Annotated in this window: 20 protein-coding genes; 13 read left to right on the forward strand and 7 right to left on the reverse strand. The window is 70.0% G+C overall.

The features are described from left to right. Positions 1–4 precede the first annotated feature (4 nt). From AC3WLE_RS09055 to AC3WLE_RS09090, 8 genes are all read left to right on the forward strand, one after another. A complete protein-coding gene (locus AC3WLE_RS09055; RefSeq protein WP_492318446.1) occupies positions 5–571 on the forward strand; it encodes a penicillin-binding protein activator LpoB in 567 nt (188 codons plus the stop codon). A gap of 63 nt (positions 572–634) precedes the next feature. Then, entirely contained in the window at positions 635–2,074 is a 1,440-nt protein-coding gene (locus AC3WLE_RS09060; protein WP_492352161.1) for a PelD GGDEF domain-containing protein, read from the forward strand. Continuing rightward, positions 2,067–3,053, forward strand: a complete 987-nt coding sequence (locus AC3WLE_RS09065) for a tetratricopeptide repeat protein (RefSeq protein WP_492357438.1) — start codon at positions 2,067–2,069, stop codon at positions 3,051–3,053. Before AC3WLE_RS09060 ends, AC3WLE_RS09065 begins: the two co-directional genes overlap by 8 nt. Beyond that, complete coding sequence (gene pelF / locus AC3WLE_RS09070) at positions 3,050–4,648, forward strand: GT4 family glycosyltransferase PelF (protein ID WP_492357439.1); 1,599 nt, start codon at positions 3,050–3,052, stop codon at positions 4,646–4,648. Before AC3WLE_RS09065 ends, pelF begins: the two co-directional genes overlap by 4 nt. Before the next feature lie 2 nt (positions 4,649–4,650). After that, positions 4,651–6,021, forward strand: coding sequence for an exopolysaccharide Pel transporter PelG (gene pelG / locus AC3WLE_RS09075; protein WP_492318450.1), 1,371 nt, complete (start codon positions 4,651–4,653; stop codon positions 6,019–6,021). 309 nt (positions 6,022–6,330) lie between these two features. After that, positions 6,331–7,059, forward strand: coding sequence for a response regulator transcription factor (locus tag AC3WLE_RS09080; protein ID WP_492318451.1), 729 nt, complete (start codon positions 6,331–6,333; stop codon positions 7,057–7,059). A 267-nt stretch (positions 7,060–7,326) separates the two neighbouring features. Further along, positions 7,327–9,012 (forward strand): FecR family protein, encoded by a 1,686-nt coding sequence (locus AC3WLE_RS09085; RefSeq protein ID WP_492357105.1) that lies wholly within the window; start codon positions 7,327–7,329, stop codon positions 9,010–9,012. Further along, on the forward strand, positions 8,987–11,410 hold the full coding sequence (locus AC3WLE_RS09090) for a CHASE2 domain-containing protein (protein WP_492357104.1): 2,424 nt from the start codon (positions 8,987–8,989) through the stop codon (positions 11,408–11,410). The genes AC3WLE_RS09085 and AC3WLE_RS09090 overlap by 26 nt, the downstream gene beginning before the upstream one ends. 454 nt (positions 11,411–11,864) lie before the next feature. Here the strand turns inward: AC3WLE_RS09090 and AC3WLE_RS09095 are convergent, their stop codons facing one another. Beyond that, positions 11,865–13,238: a heavy metal sensor histidine kinase gene (locus AC3WLE_RS09095; RefSeq protein WP_492357103.1), complete on the reverse strand. Its 1,374-nt coding sequence runs from the start codon at positions 13,236–13,238 to the stop codon at positions 11,865–11,867. Further along, entirely contained in the window at positions 13,235–13,930 is a 696-nt protein-coding gene (locus AC3WLE_RS09100; protein ID WP_492317187.1) for a heavy metal response regulator transcription factor, read from the reverse strand. Before AC3WLE_RS09100 ends, AC3WLE_RS09095 begins: the two co-directional genes overlap by 4 nt. Before the next feature lie 166 nt (positions 13,931–14,096). On the opposite strand from AC3WLE_RS09100, the gene AC3WLE_RS09105 reads away from it, so the two are divergent. From AC3WLE_RS09105 to copD, 4 genes are read left to right on the forward strand one after another with little or no spacing between them, the layout of a single operon-like run. Then, positions 14,097–15,950, forward strand: coding sequence for a copper resistance system multicopper oxidase (locus AC3WLE_RS09105; RefSeq protein WP_492317188.1), 1,854 nt, complete (start codon positions 14,097–14,099; stop codon positions 15,948–15,950). 26 nt (positions 15,951–15,976) lie between these two features. Further along, positions 15,977–16,975: a copper resistance protein B gene (locus tag AC3WLE_RS09110; protein WP_492357102.1), complete on the forward strand. Its 999-nt coding sequence runs from the start codon at positions 15,977–15,979 to the stop codon at positions 16,973–16,975. Between the two features lie 35 nt (positions 16,976–17,010). Further along, complete coding sequence (gene copC / locus AC3WLE_RS09115; protein ID WP_492357101.1) at positions 17,011–17,397, forward strand: copper homeostasis periplasmic binding protein CopC; 387 nt, start codon at positions 17,011–17,013, stop codon at positions 17,395–17,397. Further along, positions 17,398–18,330: a copper homeostasis membrane protein CopD gene (gene copD, locus AC3WLE_RS09120; RefSeq protein ID WP_492357100.1), complete on the forward strand. Its 933-nt coding sequence runs from the start codon at positions 17,398–17,400 to the stop codon at positions 18,328–18,330. Between the two features lie 11 nt (positions 18,331–18,341). On the opposite strand, the gene AC3WLE_RS09125 is transcribed toward copD, so the two are convergent. The 3 genes from AC3WLE_RS09125 to AC3WLE_RS09135 form a co-directional block, all read right to left on the reverse strand. Continuing rightward, positions 18,342–18,854, reverse strand: coding sequence for a DUF6644 family protein (locus AC3WLE_RS09125; RefSeq protein WP_439669362.1), 513 nt, complete (start codon positions 18,852–18,854; stop codon positions 18,342–18,344). Positions 18,855–18,869: 15 nt separating this feature from the next. Beyond that, positions 18,870–19,241, reverse strand: coding sequence for a DUF6152 family protein (locus AC3WLE_RS09130; RefSeq protein ID WP_063832578.1), 372 nt, complete (start codon positions 19,239–19,241; stop codon positions 18,870–18,872). A 61-nt stretch (positions 19,242–19,302) separates the two neighbouring features. After that, positions 19,303–20,631, reverse strand: a complete 1,329-nt coding sequence (locus tag AC3WLE_RS09135) for a tetratricopeptide repeat protein (RefSeq protein WP_492357099.1) — start codon at positions 20,629–20,631, stop codon at positions 19,303–19,305. 216 nt (positions 20,632–20,847) lie between these two features. On the opposite strand from AC3WLE_RS09135, the gene AC3WLE_RS09140 reads away from it, so the two are divergent. Beyond that, positions 20,848–21,282 (forward strand): FKBP-type peptidyl-prolyl cis-trans isomerase, encoded by a 435-nt coding sequence (locus AC3WLE_RS09140; RefSeq protein ID WP_492357098.1) that lies wholly within the window; start codon positions 20,848–20,850, stop codon positions 21,280–21,282. A gap of 9 nt (positions 21,283–21,291) precedes the next feature. On the opposite strand, the gene AC3WLE_RS09145 is transcribed toward AC3WLE_RS09140, so the two are convergent. After that, positions 21,292–22,086: an MlaA family lipoprotein gene (locus AC3WLE_RS09145; RefSeq protein WP_010810959.1), complete on the reverse strand. Its 795-nt coding sequence runs from the start codon at positions 22,084–22,086 to the stop codon at positions 21,292–21,294. 40 nt (positions 22,087–22,126) lie between these two features. Further along, positions 22,127–24,763 (reverse strand): hopanoid transporter HpnN, encoded by a 2,637-nt coding sequence (gene hpnN / locus AC3WLE_RS09150; RefSeq protein ID WP_492357097.1) that lies wholly within the window; start codon positions 24,761–24,763, stop codon positions 22,127–22,129. Positions 24,764–24,776: the final 13 nt, after the last annotated feature.

A 24,776-nucleotide genomic window follows, 5' to 3' on the forward strand; every position in this document is an offset into this window, starting at 1 on the left:
GAAGATGAACAAGCAAACCACGGCAATGACGGGCAAGACAGCGGCCAGGCGGCTGGCGGCATGGTGCGGCGCGCTGGGCGCGGCACTGTGGCTGGCGGCTTGCGCGGTGACGGATGTCGGCCGCGCGCCGGCGCTGGCCCGCGGCGAGACCATCGCGGTGCTGCCGATCGTGAACTACACCGAGACGCCGCAGGCCGGCCTGCGCGCCGAGGCGATTGCCGAGAGCCTGCTGAAGACCGGCGGCGTGGCCAGCCTGAAGCGTTATCCGGCCAGCCTCAACCCGGAAACGCTGTTCGAGCCGGCCGAGCGCGAAGCCGTGGGCAAGGCGCTGGAATGGGCGCGTGCCGAGAAGGCCCGCTACGCGCTGACCGGCGCGGTGCAGGAATGGCGCTACAAGGTGGGCGTGGACGGCGAGCCCGCGGTCGGCATCTCGCTGCAGCTGCTGGACGTGAACAGCGGTGAAGTGGTGTGGTCGGCCACCGGCAGCGACAGCGGCTGGAGCCGCGCCTCGCTGTCTGGCACCGCGCAGAAGCTGCTGCGCCGCCTGCTGGCGCCGCTGATGCAGGGCTGAGGCGGCAAGCCATCAGGAAGAGGCTGCACACCGATGCGGCGATGCAATGGTTGAAGCAAGGGGATGAGCGTGGCCAATACGGCTGACAAGACATATCGCGCGCGGCAAGGACAGGGCATCGGCCTGGGTGGGCGCTATGCGCGCCTGCTGGCGCCGGCGGTCAGCGGGCGCGCGGCCGTGGTGGAACTGGTGGTGGCCATGCTGGTGGCAATGGGGCTGGCGTGGCTGGTGTTGCCGCAGAACCCGCTGCTGCTCGGCATGGGCTTTCCGTGGGCCTGGCTGCTGCCGGTGATCCTGGCGCTGCGCTACGGCACGCTGATCGGCGTGGGCAGCGTGCTGATGCTGCTGGGCGGCTGGTACTTCTACCAGCAGACCGGCGTGATGGCAGGGCCGTTCCCGCGCCTGTTCTTCCTCGGCGGGCTGCTGCTGGTGCTGGTGGCCGGGCAGTTCGGCGATATCTGGGGCACGCGCCTGGCGCGCGCCCGCGCCGTGAACCGCTACCTGGACGAACGCCTGGCGGCGCTGACCAAGAACCACTACCTGCTGCGGATCTCGCATGAGCGGCTGGAAAACGACCTGCTGGCGCGGCCCACCACGCTGCGCGACACGCTGTCGCAGCTGCGCAGCGTGGCGCTGGATGAGGCCGCGCGCACCGGCCAGGTGCTGGCCGGCGCGCAGCCGATGCTGCAGGTGGTGGCGCAGGCCTGCCAGCTTGAGGCAGCCGCGCTCCATGCCTGCGATGGCGAGCACGTGGATGGCGCCCCGGTCGCCAGCATCGGCCCGGAATTCACGCTCGACACCACCGACCCGCTGGTGCGCCACTGCCTGGACACGCGCCAGCTGGCGCACCTGCGCGCCGACGGCCTGCAGCATGGCGCGCAGACGCGCTACGTGGCGGTGGCGCCGGTGCTGGCCGGCTCCGACCACCTGATCGGCCTGCTGGTGGTCGAGCGCATGCCGTTCCTGTCGCTGACCTACGAGAACCTGCAGATGCTGATGGTGCTGCTGGGCTACTACGCCGACGGCGTGGAGCACGCCGGCGCCACCCGCACCATCCAGGCGGCGCTGCCGGCCTGCCCATACCCGTTTGCGCTGGACTATGCGCGTCTGTCGCGGCTGCGGCGCGAGACCGGCATCGAAAGCTCGGTGGTGGCGCTGGTGTTCGACGCGGATCCGGAGCGCGATGCGCTGTTCGAGCAGGTGGTGCGCAGCCGGCGCGCGCTGGATGTGGCGTGGCCGGTGGTCAACGCCCATCACCGCGCCATGCTGACGCTGATGCCGCTGTCCGATGCGCAGGCGGTGGCGGCCTACCTGGTGCGCATCGAAGACATGCTGCGCGCGCAGTTCGGCACCGATTTCACCAGTGCGGGCATCGGCGTCTATACGCTGGCGGTGCCCGGCGCCGGCTCGGAAGACGCGCTGGTCAAACTGCTGCGCCGGGCCCAGGTGGATGGCGCGATCGCGCCGGCCACGCTGCCGGCCGGGGAAGCGCCCCATGTTTAAGCTCGGCGCCAGCGGGCTCGCCGCCCAGATCGCCGCGCTGGCGCTGCTGGCGCGCGCCGGCAACAGCACCGCGCTGCTGCTGGCCTTCTTCGGCATGCAGGCGGTGGCCGCCGCGCTGACCGCGCTGCTGCTGTGGCGCCTGCTGCCGCGGCGCTTTCGCGTGCCGTTCGGGTGGAGCTATGGCTTTCTCGCGCTGTTCTGCTTCTTCGTGCCGCTGGGCGGCGCGCTGGTGTGCCTGGGCAGCTACCTGTTCTCGAAGCTGTTCCCGCGGCGCGTGGACACCAGCGGCATCGGCACCGTGGGCTTGCCCGAGTTCGTCACGCACCTGATGTCGCGCGTCACGCACGGCGGCGGCGCGCGCCTGCGTGCGCAGCTGGGCAATGCGCGCGCGCCCCTGCCCGAGCGCGTGACCGCGCTGGTGGCGATGCAGTCGATGCCGGCGCGCACCGCCAGCCCGGTGCTGCGCGAACTGCTGGCCGACAGCGTCGACGACGTGCGGCTGCTGGCCTACGGCATGCTGGACGGCGCCGAGAAGCAGCTGACCCAGCAGATCCTGGCCGAGCTGCCGCGCCTGGAGAGCGCCAACAGCGCCAGCGAGCGCGCCGAGATCAGCAAGCGGCTGGCCGACCTGTACTGGGAACTGATCTACCAGAACCTGGTGCAGGGCGACGTCTACCGCTACACCGCCAGCCAGGTCGAGCGCTACGCCAGCGCGGCGCTGGCGCATGACGACAGCAATGCCTCGCTGTGGTACATGCGCGGGCGCCTGGCACTGGCGCGCAATGCCCCGCGCGAGGCGCGTGAATGGCTGCAGCGCGCCGAATCCCTCGGCTTCGCGCGCGAACGCGTGCTGCCGCACCTGGCCGAAGCCGCCTACCTGGAACGCGACTATGCCGCGGTGCGCCAGCTGATGGCATCGTTTGACAGCCCCTCGCCGCTCCCGCTGGTGCGGCCCCTGCTGCGGTACTGGCAATCATGAGCGAGATCCTGGTAAAAGGGACGTCGGCCGACGTCATGTTGCTGCTCGAAGGCACCTTCCCGTATGTGAGCGGAGGGGTGTCGAGCTGGGTCAACCAGATGATCCGCGCGTTCCCGGACCTGCGCTTCGGCATCGTCTTTATCGGCAGCCGGCGCGAGGACTATGGCGACATGGCCTACCAGCTGCCGCCCAACGTGGTGCACCTGGAAACGCACTACCTGTACGACTTCCCGCCGCCGCCGCTGGTCCAGGGCAGCACCGGCGATGCCAAGGCGTTCGACGCCTCGGACCGCCTGCACGAGCTGCTGCGCGACCCGGGCCGCGAGGCCGAGGCCGGCGCCATGATGCGCGAGCTGATGCCGGCGCTGCGCGAGGGCGGAGCGCTGGGCGAGGACGCCTTCCTGTACAGCCGCCGCGCCTGGCAGACCATCACCGAGCAATACCGGCGCTTCTGCACGGACCCGTCGTTCACGGACTATTTCTGGACCGTGCGCATCATGCACAAGCCGCTGTGGCAGCTGGTGCGCATTGCCGACAACCTGATCCCGGCGCGGGTCTACCACACGGTTTCCACCGGCTATGCGGGCTTTCTCGGGGCGCTGCTGCGCCACCGCAACCAGCGCCCGCTGCTGGTGTCGGAGCACGGCATCTACACCAAGGAACGCAAGATCGACCTGTTCCAGAGCCAGTGGATCCGCGACAACCGCAATGTGTTCGAGCGCGACATCTCCCAGATCAGCTACTTCCGCGAACTGTGGGTGCGCTTCTTCGAGACCATCGGCCGGGTCTGCTACGACGCTGGCGACGACATCGTCGCGCTGTACGAGGGCAACCGCCGCCGCCAGGTGCAGGACGGCGCGCCTGAGGTGCGTACGCGCAGCATCCCCAACGGCATCGACCTGCCGCGCCTGGCGCCGCTGCGCGCGCGCCGCAAGCCGGGCGTGCCGCCGGTGCTGTGCCTGATCGGCCGGGTGGTGCCGATCAAGGACGTCAAGACCTTCATCCGCGCCATGCTGACGGTGGTGCGCGAGTACCCCGAGGCCGAAGGCTGGATCGCCGGCCCCGAGGACGAGGATCCCGACTACGCGCGTGAATGCCGCAGCCTGGCCGAGAGCCTGGGCCTGGGCCAGAAGGTCAAGTTCCTGGGCTTCCAGCGCATCGACGCGCTGCTGCCGCAGGTGGGCGTGCTGGTGCTGAGCTCGATCAGCGAGGCGCTGCCGCTGGTGGTGCTGGAAGGCTTTGCCGCCGGCGTGCCATGCGTGACCACCGACGTGGGCTCATGCCGCGAGCTGCTGTTCGGCCTGCCCGGCGAGGACGCCGCGCTGGGCTCGGCCGGCGAGGTGGTGCGCATTGCCGATCCCGCGGCCCTGGCCGCGGCGGCGCTCGGGCTGCTGCAGGACCCGGCGCGCTGGCAGGCGGCCCAGGCCGCCGGCGTGGCGCGCGTGGAGCGCTACTACGCCCAGGACCGCATGGTGGGCAGCTACCGCGAACTGTATCAACGGCTGATGGCGCAGGCAGACGGCGCCGGGCCTGGCGGACCTGAGCGGCAGGGCGGCGGCAACCCCGCGCGCTGCCCGGTCCACGGAGGAGCCTGAGCATGGCTGGCATTGGATTCGAGCTGCGCAAGATGCTGCGGCGGGACAACCTGTCGGGCATGCTGAGCGCCTACGCGTATGCCGGCATCATCAGCTCCGGGCCGTGGATCCTGTCGATCGTCGGCATCCTGTTGATCGGCATGCTGAGCCTGCCCTTCGTGGTGCCGGGCTCGCTGATCACGCAGTTCCAGGTGTCCGTGACCTACCTGATTGCCGGCAGCCTGATCCTGACCGGGCCGATGCAGCTGGCGTTCACGCGCTTCACCTCGGACCGGTTGTTCGAGAAGCGCGACCACCTGGTCCTGAGCAACTACCACGCGGTGGCACTGCTGTCGACGGTGCTGTCGGGCGGCATCGGCGTGGCGTGCGCGGTATTCAGCTTCGGCGAGCAGTCGGTGCTGTACCGGCTGCTGATGGTGGCGGGCTTCGTGGTGCTGAGCAATATCTGGATTGCCGCGATCTTCCTGTCGAGCATGAAGCAGTACAAGGCCATCGTATGGACCTTCCTGCTGGGCTACGCGATCTCGGTCGGCGCCGCGCTGGTGCTGCGCGGCCACGGGCTGGAAGGGCTGCTGGGCGGTTTCGCCGCCGGCCAGCTGTGCCTGCTGACCGGCATGGTGACGCTGATCTACCGCAACTACACCAGCCGCCAGTTCATGTCGTTCGAGGTGTTCCAGCGCCGCCATGCGTACCCCAGCCTGGTGGCGATCGGCCTGCTCTACAACCTGGGCATCTGGATCGACAAGTTCATGTTCTGGTACGCGCCCTCCACCGGGCAGCAGGTGATCGGGCCGCTGCATGCGTCGATCATCTACGACATCCCGGTGTTCCTGGCCTACCTGGCGATCATCCCGGGCATGGCGGTGTTCCTGGTGCGCATCGAGACCGATTTCGTCGAGTACTACGACGCGTTCTACAACGCGGTGCGCGGCGGCAGCTCGCTCGAGCATATCGAGGACATGCGCAACACCATGGTCCAGACCATCCGGCTGGGTTTGTACGAGATCGTCAAGGTGCAGGCCATCGCCGCGCTGCTGCTGTTCGCGGTGGGCGTGTGGGTGCTGCGGCTGCTGGGCATTTCCGAGCTGTACCTGCCGCTGCTGTACGTGGACGTGATCGGTGCTAGCCTGCAGGTGGTGCTGCTGGGGGTGCTCAACATCTACTTCTACCTGGACCGCCGCCGCGAGGTGCTGCTGCTGACCGCGACCTTCGTGGTGCTGAACTTCGCGCTGACGCTGCTGACGCTGCACCTCGGGCCGGCCTGGTACGGCTACGGCTTTGCGGTGTCGCTGCTGGTGGTGGTGGCGCTGGCGCTGTACCTGCTGGACCGCAAGCTGGACCGGCTGGAGTACGAGACCTACATGCTGCAATAGGCCCTGCCGCCATCGTGCGCCCGGCTCCCGGGGCGGCACGATGGCGGCAAGGATGATGCAGATCGAAAGACGATCGCGGAGGGATCGGCGCAGTTGCCGCCGCCACCCCTCGTCGGGGCATCTCGACGGAAGGGCCTGCGATTGGGTAACATGGCGGCAGCCGGCGGGCTTCGGCCTGGCCCGTCGGATCAGATCGACGGCCGCGCCCCCCTGGGGGTGAATATGAGGAATGACTTGCCGGCCGAGCCGTCGACATGCCGTGGCAGAGACCGCAGTTGCAGTCGGAAGCTGGCAGAAGGATGTAGAGGTATGCGAATTGCCTCCGTGGAGGATGATCCGGATCAGGCCGAACTGATCCGGCAGATATTGAGCGAAGCCGGCTTCGAGTGCGAGTCCTTCGCCAACGGCGCGGACTTTCTGCGCGCGCTGCGCGAGCGCGCCTATGACCTGTTGCTGGTCGACTGGCAGTTGCCGGGCACCAGCGGCTATGAGCTGGTCAGCTGGGTGCGGCAGAAGTCCGGCAATATGCCGCCGATCCTGTTCGTCACCAGCCGCACCGCAGAATCCGATATCGTCGACGGCCTGACGGTGGGCGCCGACGACTACATGCTCAAGCCCATCCGCGCCGGCGAGCTGATCGCCCGCGTGCGCTCGCTGCTGCGCCGCGCCTACCCCGAGGCCGCGCAGGAAGTGGAGCTGATCCGGCGCGGCAACTACACCGTCGATACCCACGCGCGCACCATCACCATCGGCGGCGAGCCGGCGCTGTTGTCCCCGCGCGAATATGAGCTGGCCCTGTTCCTGTTCCGCAATACCGGGCGCCTGCTGGCGCGCGAGGTGATGGAGCAGGCCGTCTGGGGCCGCGCCATGGGCGCGGGCTCGCGCACGCTGGATACGCATATCTCGCGGCTGCGCCTCAAGCTGGCGCTGCGCCCCGAGAACGGCGTGCGGCTGACCTCCGTGTACTCGCACGGCTATCGCTTTGAAGAGGCTTCCGCGGCAGATGTGGAGGCGGATGAGGCCGGGGCGGATGCTTAGAACCCGTTTCACCATGAAAAAGGGGCGCGAAGGCTGCTGCCGGGCCGCAGGACTAGGCGTGGCCGACGCGGCGTGGTCATTCCACGCAAGGAGGCTGCAACAACGCCATGCGGCCCGGCAGCAGCCTTCCCTTCGGGTTCAAGCCAGGCGCGGCGCATGCGTCGTTACGGGCCTTGACCTTGGAATGACCAAGGCCGGCGGCCCGCGCCTAGCCTGCGCCGCGCCTGGCTTGAACGCGTCCCCTCTTTCATGATGAAACGGGTTCTTATGCGGATTGGATGTGCCGCGCTGGCCCTGCTGGCCGGCATGGCGGTTCCGGCGCACGCCGGGCCCGCGGGCGCGGAAGGCGCCGATTTTATCTACCTGGTGGAGCCGGGCGATACACTGATCGGCCTGGCCTCGCGCTACATGGCGTCCGAGGAAGGCTGGCGCACGCTGCAGCGCCTGAACCGCGTGGCCGATCCGTACCGGCTGGTGCCCGGCTCGCGCCTGCGCATCCCGCTCAGCCAGATTCCCGAACAGGCCGCCTCGGCGCGCGTGGTCCATGTGGCCGGCGCGGTCCGCGCCAATGGCCGGCCGGTGCAGGCCGGCATGACGCTGGACGAAACCACGCGCATCGAGACCCCCGCGGGCGGCTCGGTCACGCTGGAGCTGCCGGACCGCAGCCGCGTCACGGTGCCGCCGGCCACCACGCTCTCGGTCAGCCGGCTGCGCACGTTCGCGCGCAGCGGCCTGACCGACACCGTGATCCGCATCGACAAGGGTGCCGCCGATACGCGCGTGGCACCGCAGGGCGGCGGCGTCGGGCGCTTCGAGCTGCATACGCCGATGATGGTGACCGGCGTGCGCGGCACCCGCTACCGGGTCTCGGCAGACATGGCAGGAAGCCGCAGCGAGGTGCTGGAAGGGCGCGTCGGCGTCAGTGCGGCGCGGGGCGCCCGCGCCAGGCCGGCAGCGGAGCGCGCCATGACCGCGGCGGCTTCGGTCGGTGCCGGCTATGGCATCGGCGTGTCGGCCGGCGGCAAGCTGTCGCAGCCGGTGGCGCTGCTGCCGGCGCCGGCCCTGCTGCCCCCGGCCGAAACCGTGCTGGGCCCGTCCTTCGAGGCCGCCTGGCAGCCGGTGCCGGGCGCCACCGCCTACCGCGTGCTGGTGGCGCGCGATGCGGCGCTGAGCGAACTGGTCTGGACCGGCACCGCCAGTGGCGCCACTGCCACGACCGCGCGCGTCGACGGCCTGCCCGAGGGCACGCTGTACCTGAGCGTCAGCGCCATCGACAAGCACCAGCTGACTGGCCACGACGCCCAGGCACCGGTGTCGGTGCGGCTGAACCCGCCGGCGCCATTCACGCAGCAGCCTGCCGCCGATGCGGTGCGCTATGCCGACGCCGTCGCCTTCGAATGGGCCACCGTGCCGAGCGCGGCGCGCTACGAACTGGCGCTGGCCGCCGATCCGGCCTTTACGCGCGATGCCGCGGTGCAGGCGGCCTCCGAGCCCGCCGCCATGCAAGCGCTGGTGCCGGGCCGCTGGTGGTGGCGCGTGCGCAGCATCGATGCGGCGGGCCGGCCGGGCCCGTGGTCGGACGCGGTCCCGTTCAGCGTCGAACCCAAGCCGCCCGTGCCGACCCTGCACGACGACGGCGGCGCGCTGCATATCGGCTGGCCCGAGGGCAGCGGCGCCGGCGCGGGCTACCGGGTCCAGGTTTCGGCCGATGCCGGCTTTGCCACGCTGCTGGCCGACGAGCACACCACCACCAACACCATTGACCTGCCGCGCCCCGCGCCCGGCGTCTATTTCATCCGCGTGGCACGTGCGGCGCCGGGGGTGACACCTGACCCGGCGGCGTTCTCCGCGCCGCAGCGCATTGAAGTCAATGCCCTCCTGCGCGACTCGCAGGGCGGCGCAATCGGGTCGGGCGACCGGCCGGACGGTGGTGGCCGCATCCGGCTCAACTGACGCGCCAGGCCCGGCACCGGCCGCGCCCGGGCACGCTTTCGGGCAGCGCACGCTGATCGAATGGTGCCTGCTGCTTGCGGCCGTGCTGGCCCTGGTGGTGCTGGCCGCGCGCCAGGGCTGGGCCGAGCGCGCCGACCTGGCCGCCTACGACATCGCCATCAGCGCCCAGCATCATCCGGCCCGCGACGACATCGTCATCGTCGGCATCGATGACGCCAGCATCACCGCCATCGGCCGCTGGCCGTGGCGCCGCGCGGTGCTGGCGCAGCTGGTCGAGCGCATCGCCGCCGGCCGGCCGCGCGTGATCGGCGTGGACGTGATCCTGTCCGAGCGCGACACCCGCTATCCGCAAGACGACGCCGTGCTGGCCCGCAGCCTGGCCCAGGCCGGCAACGTGGTGCTGCCGGTGGTGGCCGAATCCGGCCCCGCCGGCATGCTGGTGCGCTACCCGCTGGCCGGGCTGGGCGCCGCGGTGGGGCATATCAACATGGTGGTCGATACCGATGGCGTGGCGCGCCAGGTCTATCTGAGCGAGGGGCCCCATCCGGTGGCCGCCGCCGGCGTGCCGCACCTGGCCGCGGTGATGGCGGGGTTCGGGCGCGCCGGAGAGCCGCCCGGCATCGCGCGCCAGGAGCCGGCCCGGATCACCGAAGCCAACGGCTGGGAGCGCAGCGGCCGCCTGCGCATCCCGTATGCCGGCCCGCCCGGCACCTTTGCCCGCGTGTCGGCGCGCGACGTGCTGGACGGCCGCACCAATCCCGCCATCTTTGCCGGCAAGGCCGTGCTGATCGGCGCGCTCGCCACCGGCATGGGCGACGTGCTGCCGACGCCCGTGTCGCGCGATGGCCGCGGCATGAGCGGGGTGGAGATCCTGGCCAATACCGTGCAGGCGCTGACCGACGGCGATGCCATCGTGGCGGTGCCGCGCGCGTGGCAGGTCGGCGGCACGCTGCTGGCGGTGCTGCTGGCCGCACTGGCCGCGCTGCGCCTGCCCCCGCGCGGCGCGCTGGTGGCCACCGGGCTGCTGCTGGCCGCCCTGCTGGGCGGCTCGCTGTTGCTGCTGGCGCTGGCGCGGCTATGGTTTGCACCCGCCGCCGCGGCGCTGGGCTGCGTGCTGTTCTACCCGCTGTGGAGCTGGCTGCGCCAGGAGGCGGCCCTGCGCTTCCTTACCGACGAACTGGCGCGGCTGGAACGCGAACCCGGCCTGATTGCCGCGCCGCGCCATGCCGGCGCCACGCTCGACAGCCGCATGCGCGCCGTCTACAGCATGAGCGCGCAACTGCGCGGCACGCGCCGCTTCCTGTCCGATGGCCTGGAAAGCCTGCCCGATGCCACCGCGATCTGCGACCTGGACGGCGCCGTGATGCTGGCCAACCGGCGCTGCGTGGCGCTGGCGCCCGCGGTGCTGGACGGCGAGCCCGCTCATGCGCCGGGCGCGGCCGGGCCGCCGCGGGCCGCCATCCGCGCGCTGATCGAGGCAATCTTTCCCGCGCCGGCACCGGCCCTGGCGTACTGGCAGTCGCTGCACGACCGCCACGCCGGCGCCCGCATCGCTCCGGTCCCGGTTCCCGACGGCGGCATCGAGGTGGCCGGGCGCGGCGACCGCCGCTACCTGCTGCATGGCGCGCCGCTGCACGCCGAGGCCGGCGCCGTGGCCGGCCTGATCGTCAGCGTGATCGACATCACCGCGATCCGCATTGCCGAGCGCCAGCGCGAGCAGATGCTGCGCTTCCTGTCGCACGACATGCGCTCGCCGCAGGCATCGATCCTGGCCTTGATCGAGCTGCATGAGCGCCGCGCGCGGCGCGATGGGGCAGCCGCCGGCGACGTCGCCACGGACAGCGGCGTGCTGGCACGCATCGCCGCCCATGCACGCCGCACGATGACGCTGGCCGACGATTTCATCAGCGTCGCGCGCGCGGAGTCGAAGACCCTGGCGTTCATGGAAGTGGAATTGGGCGGCCTGGTGCTGGATGCGACGGACCAGCTCTGGGCACTGGCCAAGGCCCGCGAAGTGACGCTGCAGATCGACCTGCCTGACGAGCCCGCGGTGCTGCAGGGTGAACCGACGCTGCTGGCGCGCGCCATCGCCAACCTGGTCAGCAATGCGATCAAGTTCAGCCCGCAAGGGGGGACCGTGACGGTCTCGCTCACGTGTGAGCCGGGCAGCTTTGTCGTTGCCGTGCAGGACCATGGGCCGGGAATTGCCGAGGCCGACCAGGCACGATTGTTCGAACCGTTCGCGCGCTTGCATGAGGGGCAGCAGGGCGCGCCGGAAGGCGCGGGTCTGGGGCTGGTGCTGGTGCGGGCCGTGGCCGAGCGGCATGGTGGCAAGGCCAGCGTGCGCAGCGCGGCTGGGGCGGGGGCGGTGTTCCGTATCGAATTGCCTGTGGCCTGAGCGGCACGCCAACGGCCGCAAGCCACGTTACGGCTGCCGACACAATTGTTGGCAGTCGTCACAGGGGGATTTGCGTAGCATCGGATTGCCGCTGGAGCCGCATCCGGTGGTCTTCGCGCCCACGCCAGCTCCCCCAGTTGCCGTAACTGGCGTGGGCGGCTTTTTTGGGGGCCCCTGAACTCAGTACCCGCCTTGCCCAGCACGCCTCTTTGCCTCTGGCAATCGCGGGCGTGGCTGGACCAGGTCGACCTTGTGCCGATTCCACCATCCCGGCTGGGCCAGCGCGATTTCTACTTGCTTTACCGAACGGCGGAGTGGCCCGGCCTCGCCGCAGACATTGCCCGGATCACGCGGACGGTGCCCACGTGGGAGCTCGTCCCAGCGATTCGCGCCATGCTGCCTGGGTTGCCGGCGGATGCGATCACCGCTGACACGGCTGAATCTGCCTCAGTCCCTACGCCTTGAACGTCAAGACAAAGCGTGTCCTTCCTCCCTCCGATTCCACTCCAATCCCCCCACCATGCGCAGCCACAATCGCCTGCGTAATCGCCAGCCCCAGCCCGGCGCCATCGGACTCGGGCCGCGCCCGCGACTTGTCGGCACGGAAGAACCGATCGAACAGCGATGGCAGCAACTCCGGCCGGATCGTGTCGCCCTCGTTCTCGACCACCACCGTCACCGCCTCGGCGGAGGGCAGAATCTCCACCACAATGCCCTTGCCCGCCGGCGTATGCCGCAGCGCATTCGACAGCAGGTTGCTCAATGCCCGCCGCAGCATCAGCCGGTCGCCGGTGATGCGGCCACGGCCGCGCAGGGCCATGCGCACACCCTTGTCCTCGGCCAACGCATCGTAGAAATCGAACAGCGCAGTGACTTCATCAGCCACCTCGATCGGCTCGGCGTTCGGCAGGGTGATGCCGTGCTCCATCTTCGCCAGGTAGAGCATGTCCGATACCATGCGCGACAGGCGCTGCAGCTCTTCCACGTTGGACGCCAGCACGTCGCGGTACTTGTCCGCATCGCGCGGTTGCGACAGCACCACCTGGGTCTGCGTCATCAGGTTGGTGATCGGCGTGCGCAACTCATGCGCCAGGTCCGATGAGAACTCCGACAGGCGCGTGAAATCGCGCTGCAGGCGTTCCAGCATGGCGTTGAGCGTCGCGGCCAGGTCGGCCATTTCCACCGGCACGGCATCGACCGGCATGCGCTCGTCCAGCTTGTGCGCGGTGACGGCGCGCGCGCGCGAGGCCATGGTGCGCAGTGGCCAGAGTCCGCGACGCGCGGCCCACCAGCCCAGCAGCCCGCTCGCCAGCGCGGCCAGCGCGGTGTAGAAGGCCAGCGACTGGCGGAAGGCGTGCATGAAGTGGGCGTGCAGCGCCGTGTCCATGCCGACCACGACCTGCAGCGGCCCCGGCTGTCCGGTTGGCACCTGCGCCAGCGCACGCATGCCGCGGTAGGTCTGGCCGCCCTGTTCCCAGGTGAAGGCATGCCGCTGCGCCGGCAGCTGCGCGGCGGCGGCCAGGGCCATGCCGAAGTCGAAGCCCTGCGTGGCATACAGGCGCTTGCCGTCGGCGGCGCGCACTTCGGCGACGAATCCGGCATGGTGTTCCAGCACCGGGCCCAGGCGTTGCGCCAGCGACGCCGCCGGGCCTTCGCCCGCGATCTTCTGGATCAGCCGCACGTTGTCGCCGAGCACGGCGTAGTCCTCGTCGGCGAAATGATTGTCGATCGCCAGCCAGATCAGCACGCCCAGCCCCAGCAGCACCGCGGCCGACGACAGCGAGAACAGGATGGTGAGCCGTGCCGTCAGCGACATCCGGACCTTCATTCAGCGTTCTCCGCTGCCTCGGGGGCTTCCAGCACATAGCCCATGCCGCGCACGGTCTGGATCAGCTTGGGCTCGAACTCATCGTCGATCTTCGCGCGCAGGCGCCGGATGGCGACGTCGATGACATTGCTGTCGCTGTCGAAGTTCATGTCCCACACCTGCGAGGCGATCAAGGAGCGCGGCAGCACTTCGCCGCGGCGGCGCGCCAGCAGTTCCAGCAAGGCGAACTCCTTGCTGGTCAGCGTGATGCGGCGCCCGGCGCGCGTGGCCCGGCGGCGGCCCAGGTCCAGCACCAGGTCGGCCACCTGGATGCGGTCCAGCGCCATCTGCGCCGTGCCCCGGCGCAGCAGCGTGCGCACCCGCGCGAGCAGCTCGGAAAAGGCGAAGGGCTTGACCAGGTAGTCGTCCGCACCCAGCTCCAGCCCCTTGACGCGGTCGGCCACGCTGTCGCGCGCGGTCAGGAACAGCACCGGCACGGCGATTTCCGCCGCGCGCAGCGCCTGCACGATGCGCCAGCCGTCGAGATCCGGCAGCATCACGTCCAGGATGACCAGGTCATAGGGCTCGGTCATCGCCATATGCTGGCCGTCCAGTCCGTTGGCCACAAGGTCGACGACAAAGCCCGCCTCGGTCAGCCCCTGGCGCAGGTATTCGCCGGTCTTGGACTCGTCCTCCACCACTAGCAGTTTCATCAGCACATTCCTTGATCGATCAGCCCTTTCGGCAGGGTCCGGCAACTCTACGCCGGCAACGCGGGCGCCAACATGACCGGAAGATTACCGGAATGTCATGTTCCAGTCAGACGTGCGTAGGGTGGCCTTCGCTACGCTTGGCATGCTTTCTACCAGGACTGATGACATGCGACGCCACCCCAGTACCGGCCTTGTGCTGCCCGATTTACCCCGCCGCCGCTTCGTGCAAGGGCTGGTTGCCGGCGGCGTGGTGGCCGGCCTTGCCGGCGTCGGCGGCAGCGCGTGGGCGCAGCATGCGGGCCAGCGCGCCGGGCAGGCTGCCCCGGCCGGCTCCGGCTCGGCGCCGGTGCTGCGCGGCACCGAGTTCGACCTGGTGATCGGCGAGTCGCTGGTCAACTTTACCGGCAAGCCGGCCATTGCCACCACCATCAACGGCATGCTGCCCGGCCCGACGCTACGCTGGCGCGAGGGCGACACGGTCACCATCCGCGTGACCAACCGCCTGCGCGAGGCCACCTCGATCCACTGGCACGGCATCATCCTGCCGTTTGAGATGGACGGCGTGCCCGGCATCAGCTTTGCCGGCATCCCGCCCGGCCAGACCTTCACCTACCGCTTCAAGGTCGCGCAGACCGGCAGCTACTGGTACCACTCGCATTCGGGCTTCCAGGAAATGACCGGCGTGTACGGCGGCATCGTCATCGATCCTGCCTCCGGGCAGGAAACCGTGCGGGCCGACCGCGACCACACCGTGCTGCTGTCGGACTGGACCGACGAAGACCCGATGCGGGTGCTGACCAAGCTCAAGGTCCAGGGCGACTACTACAACTACAACCAGCCGACCGTGGTCGACTTCTTCCGCGACGTCTCGCGCGACGGGCTGAAGCAGGCGCTGGACAAGCGCAGCATGTGGAACCAGATGCGGATGAGCCCGACCGACCTGGCGGACCTGTCCAGCGCCACGCTCACGCACCTGGCCAACGGCGTCACGCCGGCCGGCAACTGGACCGGGCTGTTCCGGCGCGGCGAGACCGTGCGCCTGCGCTTTATCAACGGCTCGGGCAACACCTTCTATGACGTGCGCATCCCCGGGCTGAAGCTGCGGGTGGTGCAGGTCGACGGCCAGGATATCGAACCGGTCACGGTCGACGAATTCCGCTTCGGCCCCGGCGAGACCTGCGATGCGATTGTCGAACCGCGCGACGACGCTTACACGCTGTTCGCGCAATCGATGGACCGTACCGGCTATGCGCGCGGCACGCTGGCGGTCAGGGAAGGGCTGGCGGCGCCGGTGCCCGCACTCGACCAGGCCGAATGGCTGACCATGACCGACATGATGGGCGCGATGACGGGCCACGGCGGGCATGGCGGCCATGGCGGGCATGCCGGACACGGCGGCATGCAGCACGGCGCCATGCCGATGCAGGGCATGGACCACGCCGGCATGGACCACAGCCAGCACGCCATGGCCGCCGCCGACCCGCTCAAGGTCCCCAGCAAGACCGCCCGCCACGCCCGCACCGAATACGGTCCGGGCACCGACATGCGCGTCGACATGGCGCGCACCAACCTGGACGATCCCGGCATCGGCCTGCGCAACAACGGCAGGCGCGTGCTGACCCTGGCCGACCAGCACACCATCGGCGGCGCCATGGATGCGCGCGGCCCCGGGCGCGAGGTCGAGTTGCACCTGACCGGCAATATGGAGCGCTACACCTGGTCCTTCGACGGCGTCGAGTTCGGCAAGTCGACGCCGATCTACTTCAAGCATGGCGAACGGCTGCGCGTGATCCTGCACAACGACACCATGATGACCCACCCCATGCACCTGCACGGCATGTGGAGCGAGCTGGAAACGCCGGACGGCAGCTTCCAGGCGCGGCGCCACACCATCCCCGTGCAGCCGGCGCAGCGCATCAGCTTCCTGGTCAGCGCCGATGCGCTGGGACGCTGGGCCTGGCATTGCCACCTGATGCTGCATATGGATGCGGGCATGTTCCGCGAAGTGGTGGTGGCGTGATGGCTCAACCTGAATTCGCAATCTCCATGCACAGGCACAAGAAGACGATACTGGCCGCGGCGCTGGCCTTGACCGCAATCGGCGCAGCCCAGGCGCAGGACCCGCATGCCGGCCATGCGCACCAGCACGATGCCCCGGCCGCCATGCAGGGCATGGACCATGGCCAGATGCAGGGCATGGAGCAGGACGGGATCCAGACCATGGACGGTGGCGGCGCGCCGATGCCGGACATGCAGGGCATGGCCGCCCCTGCCATGGACCACGGCGACATGAAGATGCAGGGCGGCAGCGCGCCGCCCGACGCGCGCGATCCGCATGCCTATTCCGGCGGCTACCAGCTGGGCGTCGGCAAGTACGCGCTGGGCGACAAACGCCAGCTGGTGATGGCCGACGAGCACCTGTTCGCCTCGGTGCTGGTCGACCGCCTGGAGTGGGCCCACGCCAGCGGCAGCAATGCCGCCGCCTACGAGATGCAGGCGTGGTTCGGCAACAGCTACGACAAGCTGGTGCTCAAGGCCGAGGGCGAAGCGTCGAAGGGCAAGCTGCACGAGGCCCGCACCGAGCTGCTGTGGGGCCACGCCGTGGCCAGCTACTGGGATACCCAGCTGGGCCTGCGCAACGACGCCGGCAGTGGGCGCCCGGCGCGCAACTGGCTGGCCTTCGGCGTGCAGGGGCTGGCGCCGTACTGGTTCGAGGTCGATGCCACGGCCTATGTCGGCACCAGCGGCCGCACCGCGTTGCGGCTGTCCGCCGAATACGAATTGCTGCTGACGCAGCGCCTGATCCTGCAACCACGCATCGAAGCCAACCTCTATGGCAAGAACGACCCGGAGGCGGGCATCGGCAGCGGCTTGTCCAACGGCACCGTGGGGCTGCGGCTGCGCTATGAGTTCAGCCGGCAGTTCGCGCCGTATATCGGCGTGGAGCGCTACCAGGCCTTCGGCAATACCGCCGACATGATCCGGACCTCTGGCGGCAAGGCGGGCGAAACGCGTTTCGTCGCCGGTGTCCGGGTCTGGTTCTGACACCACAACTTCATCATCCCCAAGCGGAGACAACCATGCATGCCAATCGCCCCCTGATCCAGATCCTGCTTGCCGCAACCGCGGCGCTGGCCAGCAGCATCGCTTTCGCGCACCCGAAGCTGGTGTCGTCCACGCCGGCGGACAAGGCCGAGGTGGCCGCGCCGCAGAAGATCGAACTGCAGTTCTCCGAGAACCTGGTCACCCAGTTTTCCGGCGCCAGCCTGGTGATGACCGGCATGCCGGGCATGGCCGACCATGCGCCGATGAAGATGGCCGTGAAAGTCTCCGGCAGCGACGACCCCAAGGCCATGGTGATCACGCCGGCGCAGCCGCTGCCGCCTGGCAGCTATCGGGTGGACTGGCGGGCGGTGTCGTCCGATACCCATCCCGTCAACGGCAAGATTGCCTTCACGGTGAAGTGATTGCAGCAGCCGGACTGGATGGCCGCCGGGCTGCGCCTGGCGCTCTATGTCGACCTGGCCTTGCTGTTCGGGCTGCCGCTGTTCTGCACCTATGCGCTGCATCGGGGGGAACGGGCCTCACGCTTCGCAAAGCGTTGCCAGGCGCTTGCGCTGGGCTGCGCCATCGCCGGCATCGGGCTTTCGCTGGCTGCCCTTGTGGTGATGGCGCTGGCCATGACAGGGGAGTCCGACTACGCCGCGTTGCAGGCCCACGTCTTCGCCATGATCGTCACAGGGACGGATTTCGGGCTGGCGTGGTCGGTGCGCCTGGCGGCCCTGCTGCTGTTCGTGCTGGCCTGCGTGTCCTGGCGCAGGCGGCCGGGCGCGCGCTTCACCGCGCTGACCGGGTTCGGCGGGATTGCGCTGGCGACGCTGGCCTGGGGGGGGCACGGCGCGATGCATGAGGGCGCCTTGCGCTATCTCCACCTGAGCGCCGACGTGGCCCACCTGCTGGCCGCCGGCGCCTGGGTCGGCGCGTTGGCCGCGTTCGTGCTGCTGTCGCTGGCGCGGCCGGTATCGGACCGGGCGGCGGTGGTGCTGCTGAGCCGCACCTCGAACGGGTTTGCCCGTATCGGCACCATCATTGTTGCCACGCTGCTGCTGACCGGCGCGCTCAACTACTGGTTCATCGTGGGCCCGGCGCTGCCGGATCTTGCGCCGATGTCCTATGGCGGGCTGCTTGTCGCAAAACTCGCGCTGTTCGTGGCGATGCTTGGCCTGGCTGCCGCGAACCGCTTCCGCCTGAGCCCGCGGCTGGCGTTGGCGGTGCAGGCCGGGGAGCATCGGGCGGCGACGCTGGCGTTGCGGCGCAGCCTGCTGCTGGAGGCCTGCGCCGCCGCGCTGGTGATGGCCCTGGTGGCCATGCTGGGGATGCTGTCTCCGGCACCGCCGTGAGGCCGGGGCCATCAGACATAGGCAATCAGGCGCCCGGCACAGATCACCAGCGACCACGTCACCATCGAGACAATGGCGCTGACGCGCGCGCCGGCCGGCGGCGCGACGCCGCTGTCCCAGCCCCGTTGCCCGGCATGCAGGCTGCGATAGGGCCCGAAGTGGAACCACAGCACATTGGCCAGCGCCAGTGCAATCAGGCACAGCTTGGCCAGGAACGCGGGATTGGCGGCCAGCTCATCGGCATGGGCCAGGAACAGCAGCACGCCGCTGGCCGCGACCGCAATGAAGGCGCCGACGGTGAAGGGCAGCGCATGGCGCAACAGCAGGCTCACCGGCAGCCGCCGGCCGAGCCCGGCCAGGCGCATGTCGACCACGAAGATGGAGCCGAACAGCAGCGCCATGCCGGCCAGGTGGACGATCTCCACTGCGGGATAGGCCCAGGCCGAACTGCGCAGGGCCATCGGGAACGGCAGCCGCGCCAGCGCGCCGGCCCATTCCGTCCATTGCGCGAACAGCACCGACATGCGGCGCGCGCCGGCTCAGCGCAACTCGACGGTCTTGCCGTCCACGGTGATGCGCTCGGCGCGCAGCTCGCCGGCCTTTTCCTTGCTGGCGTAGCCGACCAGCGTGACCTCGCGCCCCACGGCCACCTTGTCGGCGGTGGCGCCGCGCGCCTCCATCCGCGACACCGGTGCCAGCACGGCCAGCCAGCGCTTGCCGCCGGCATCGATGCGGATATGCGCGTGGGGGTTCTCGTAGTGGCTCTCGACGATCTTGCCGGTCAGCGTCAGCGGCTTGGTCTCGTCGTAGGTGGACCAGCCGTGATGGGCAATGGCCGGCACGGCGGCCAGCGCCAGCGCGGCGCTGGCGGCAAAGAGGGCGGGGCGGAACAGGGCGCGGAAGCTGGGCATGGGTGGTCTCCGGTCAGGACAGGTGCAGTATAGGCGCCGATCCCGGCCGCGGCAGGGAGACTTATGCGCGGCACGAGTCGGCGCGCTGCACCAGCCGGTGCAGGCTAGGACTCATGGGCTTGAGCGCGGCGCGTTCGGCCGTGAGCGCGATCGCCAGGTTGCTGCGGCGGCCGCGCAGCGCCGCCTCGAGCAGGGTCAGGCTGACGATGTCGCGCTGCGCATGGCTGCCGCCGAAGCGGTGGGCGATCAGGCGCACCGGCATCAACAGGTCGATGGCGGTGCTGTAATCGCCCTGGTCGAACGTGATCAGGGCATCGGCCACCGGCAGCCCCACATCGCGCGACATCATGGCATTGGTGCCGTTGCCCAGGGCGGCGCGCTCCAGCGCGGCGCGGACCTGGTCGGCGGCAGCGGGCCGGTGCGCGCCCAGGCTGGCCATCACGGCATGGACATCGTTGAAGGCGTAGTAGCCGGCCGCGCCGCGGCCGAGCCAGTCGTCCGCCACCGGCTGCCAGCGCCGGCCCACGTCCACGCCGCGCAGGTGCAGCCGCCACAGCAGCGCGGAGGCATCCACCAGGTCCAGCGCGATCGCCGGCGCAGGGCGCTTGATATAGCGGTCGTACAGCGCCAGCACCTCGTCGGTCCTGCCCGCTTCCAGATGGAACAAGGCCAGGTGCCACCAGTTGTGCACGGCCAGCATATTGTCGTCGGACCAGTCGTCGCGGCGCCCGTCCAGCCAGGCGATGCCGTCGTCCAGCCGGCCCTGCATCTCCATCACGTGCGCCACCGCGTGCACGGCCCACGGGTCGCGCGGATTGAGCTCCAGCGCGCGCCGGCCGCTTTCCTCGGCGCGCTCGTAGAGCTGGGTTTCTTCCAGGCCGAAGGCATGCATGCCGAGCAGGTAGCCGTAGCCCGGCATGCCGGCATCCCAGTGCGGCAGCGCCTGCGCCACGCGGTCGCGCAGCATCGATGACTGCCCCAGCAGGAAGTCGCCGAGATGCGCGGTCTGGATTGCCAGCAGGTCGCGTGGATAGTCGATCACGTTATCGCCGTAGAGACGGACCGAGCGCTCGAACTCGCCGTCCAGCCAGGCCCGTGCCGCGGCGATGTGGCGGCGCTCGCGGTCGTTGGCGCGGGCGTGCAGGGCTTCGCCGGCTTCAACGCTCTGGCGCAGCATGGGCTCGGCCGTGCCATCGCCAGAGGTGACCGCCAGCGCCGCGCGCAGCGCGTGGCCCATGGCGAAGTCGGGGTCGGCGGCCAGTGCCGTGTCGATGGCGGCGAGCGGGTCGCCGTAGTAGCCGTTCAGCAGTTGCAGGGCGGTCTCATACTGCTCGACCGAGCGGGCGTTCTGGGTCGAGACCGGAAGGTCCCGTGAATCCGTGAGTGCCATGGCAATCTCCGTGCGCCCGCGGCAGCGGGGCTGTCACGAACCATCGTAGACGGCAAAACGCCCCGTGTAACGGATGCGGCGGGGTGCGCCGCACCATGCCTGCCGCAAGGCGCACGGCGGGGTGCGTTGTGCGCTATATGCCGCTGCCGCCATATCGTTGCCGTGTGTCGGTTAAACTGCCGCATCCCCAATCACGACCTCACGACCAGGTTTCCCATGAAAACACTTGCGCTTTTCCTCGGCACCCTGACCTTGGCCTCCGCTGCCTCCGCTGCCGCCCCGGCCGCCTCGGCCCCGGCCGCACCCGCGGCGGCGCCGCAGACGCTGGCGTCGGGCATGACCATCCAGCACCTGATCAAGGGCAACGGTGCCTCGCCCAAGGCCACCGACTCGGTGCAGGTTCACTACCGCGGCACGCTGGCCGACGGCACCGAGTTTGACAGCTCGTACAAGCGCGGCCAGCCGATCTCGTTCCCGCTCAACCGCGTGATCCCGTGCTGGACCGAAGGGGTGCAGGCGATGCAGGTGGGCGGCAAGGCCAAGCTGACCTGCCCGCCGGCCACGGCCTACGGCGCGCGCGGCGTGCCGGGAACGATCCCGCCGAACGCCACGCTTACCTTCGAGGTGGTGCTGCTGGGGATCGGCGGCTAAGACCCCGCGTCAGCGCGGCGCCTGCGGCTGCGCGGGCGCAGGCGTGCCCGCCGGCGCCTCCGCGGCGGGCGCTGCGGCCGTGCCGCCGTCGTCGTCTTCGTCGTAGTCTGGCAGCGACGTGTTCTCTCCCAGCAGGTAGCGGCGCCGCTGCAGGTAGGCATCGCGCACAAAGGCGTACTTGTCCAGCGCCGCCAGCTTCAGCAGGTCGGTGGCGCCCAGCAGGTTGGTGCGCACGTCAACCACGTTCATCCCGAACAGCGAATTGCGCACCGCCGGCTCGGCATAGGTGGTCGGGTCGAACTGGAAATTCACATACAGGCCCACGCCGTCGCGGAATGAGCTGGGGCCGAACAGCGGCAGCACCAGGTAGGGTCCCGACGGCACGCCCCACGTGCCCAGCGTCAGGCCGAAATCCTGCGAATGCTTCTGCAGCCCGGCGGGCGTGGCGATGTCGATCAGTCCGCCGATCCCCAGCACGGAATTGATCGCGACCCGCATGAAGCTCTCCGCTGCCTCAACGCCCTTGCCCTGCAGCAGGTTGTTGGCAAAGTTGCCGATGTCCGCGATATTCGAATAGAAATTGGTGACCGCGGTGCGCACCGGCTCCGGCGTGACCGCCTTGTAGCCCTTGGCCACCGGCACGGCCACGTACTGGTCGAGCTTGTCGTTGACGGTGAAGACCGCGCGGTTCATCGGCTCGAGCGGATCGTCGGGGCTGGCTTGCGGTCCGGTGGCGCAGCCGGCGAGCAGGGCGGCGGCAATGGCGGTGGTGGCAACGGATGTAGCGCGCTGGCGTAAAGGCATCGTACGAAGGGGATTGGGGTCGGCCGCATCGGGTTTGTGATTATGACCGGGCGGCCTTGTCATGTTTGTGATGGGCGCCTTCGCGCGGGCGGCCCATCAGGATCGGCTGGAAGAACACCGCGCCGACCAGCGTGCACGCCAGCGCCAGCGCCAGCAGCTTGCCCATGCTGGCGGTGCCGGGATGCTGCGACAGCCACAGGCTGCCGAAAGCGGTGGCGGTGGTGGCCGCGCTGTACAGCACGGCGTGCGTCAGGCTGGACTGCAGCAGCTGGGTCTTGCCGTGCCGCCAGGCAATCACGTAGTAGATCTTGAACGCGACGCCCACGCCCAGCAGCAGCGGCAGCGCGATCACATTGGCAAAGTTCAGCGCAATGCCGAACAGCACGCACAACTCCAGCGTGACGATGGCCGAAACCAGCAGCGGTATCAGCGTGCGCAACACATCGCCGAATCGACGCAGCGTGATCCATAGCAGGATGGTGATCGACACCACCGCCCAGATGCCGGCCTGCGCAAAGGCGGCCATGATGGTGTCGGCCGAGCCGCGGATCGCAATCGGCCCACCGGTGGCGGTCGGCTCCACGCGCTGCACCGCGGTGATGAAGCGGTCCAGCGCGGCCTCGCGCTGTGCGCTGGCGGGCGGCGGCAGCTTCGGGCTGACGTTGACCAGCGCGCGCCCGTCCGGCGTGATCCAGTCGCGCACCAGTTCGGGCGGCAGCGTCTGCTCGCTGACGGGCTGCGGGCCCAGTGCCAGCTGCAGCCGTGCCAGCGCCAGCTGCAGCGGCACGGCGATGGCGCGCTCGGCGCGGTCGCGCGTGGCGGCGTCGGCGGCTGCCAGCTGCTTCAGCGTGGCGGACAGGTGCGCGGCGTCGGCCGCGCCCGGACCGGGATGTTCGTCGGCGGCGATGGCCAGCTGCCGCGCGGCATTGCGCAGCGCATTGACGCGCGCGCTGTCGGTGGCGGGCGTGGCGGCGGGCTGCGTCAGCGCCGGCATCAGCGCGGCCGAGGCCTGGCCGATGGCCTGCAGCTTGGTCGGCTGGTCTGCGGGGATGAAAGTCTGCAGCGTGACCGCGCGCGCCACCTCGGGCAGCGCCGCCAGCTTGCCGGCCAGATCGCGCGCGGCCGGCAGCGAAGGCGCCAGCACGCTGACATCGTCGGTGCCGGCCTGCGGCGCGTCCTTGAGCGCCAGCAGCGTGGCCATCGATTCGGACCTGGGGTCCTTCAGGTGCAGCGGGTCGAAGTCAAAGCGCAGGTGCGGCAGCAGCGGCGCACCTGCCAGGATCGCGAGCAGGGTGACCAGCAGCACCGGCTTGCGATAGCGGTCGAAGAACCGGTCCGCGGGCGCCAGCCACGCGAAGCCCGGCGCCTCGGGTTCGCCGCCGGGCTTGAGCACGCAGATCAGCGCCGGCAGCAGCGTGAAGGTGGTGGCAAATGCCACCATCATGCCCACGCCCGCGATCAGCCCCAGCTCGGCCACGCCGCGGTAGTCGGTGGGCAGGAAGCAGAAGAACGCCGCCGCCGTGGCCGCGGCGGCCAGCGCCAGCGGCGCGCCCACCGCGCGCGCGGCCAGCCCCAGCGCTTCGACGATATGGTCGCGGTCGTGGCGCTCGGCGCGGTAGCGCACGCCGAACTGGATGCCGAAGTCCACCCCCAGCCCGACGAACAGCACCGCGAACGCCACCGAGATCATGTTCAGCGCGCCAACCATGGCCAGCCCCAGCGCGGCGGTGATCAGCAGCCCGGCAAACAGGCTGGCCAGCACCGCAACGATCAGCCGCGCCGAGCGCAAGGCCAGCCACAGGATCAGCACCACCACCAGCACCGTCAGCACGCCGTTGAGCACGGCGCCGTCGCTGACCGAGGCGAATTCATCGTCGGCCAGCGCCTGCGGGCCGGTCAGCCGCACCGTGGCCTGGTAGCGCTGCGCCAGCTGCAGCTCGGCCGCCGCCTGCCGGACCGCGCGCGAGGCGGCGGCCCCGGCCTGCAGGTCGCTGTAGTCCAGCACCGGGCTGAGCGCGATATAGCTGTAGACCTGGCCGTCGGGCCCGGGCTTGAGGCTGTCGTCGAGCAGCCCTGCCCAGGACAGCGCGGCGGGCTTGCCGGCCAGCACCTGGTCCAGTGTCCGTGCACTGCTACCCAGCAGCCTGGCCATGTCGCCCAGCTTTACCTGCCCCATCTGCAGCGGCAGCGTCAGCGTGGTGGTGAGGAGATCGGACAGGCCGCGCAGGGTCGGGTCATGTGCGAGCGCGTTGACCAGCGGGCGTGCCTGCACCAGCTGCTGCGTGAGCTGGCGCACTTCATCGGTGCTGGCGAACAGCAATCCGTTGCGCGCGAAGAACGGGCCGCCGCCGGGCTGGCTGACCGCGGTGAAGCGTGCCGGCTGGCGGCGCAGCGCCTCGGCCAGCGCCTCGGCGGCGGCGTCGGCCAGCTCGGTCGCGGGCGCCTGCACCACCGCCAGGATCAACTGGTTGCGCTGGGGAAAGGCGTCGCCGATGGCGGCATCGCGCACCGCCCAGGGGGCGTCGGATTCCAGCAGGCGGCCGATGTCGGTGTTGATCGCAAAGTTGCGGGCCACGTAGACGCCGCTGACGGCGGTCAGCAATGCCGCCAGGATGATGACGCGCCACGGCCAGGCGGTGGCAAGCCGGACAATGCGTGTCAGCAGCGAAGTCAGCATGGGCGGATCCGGA

The sequence above is a fragment of the Cupriavidus sp. FW306-1B-F12B genome (assembly GCF_058781795.1).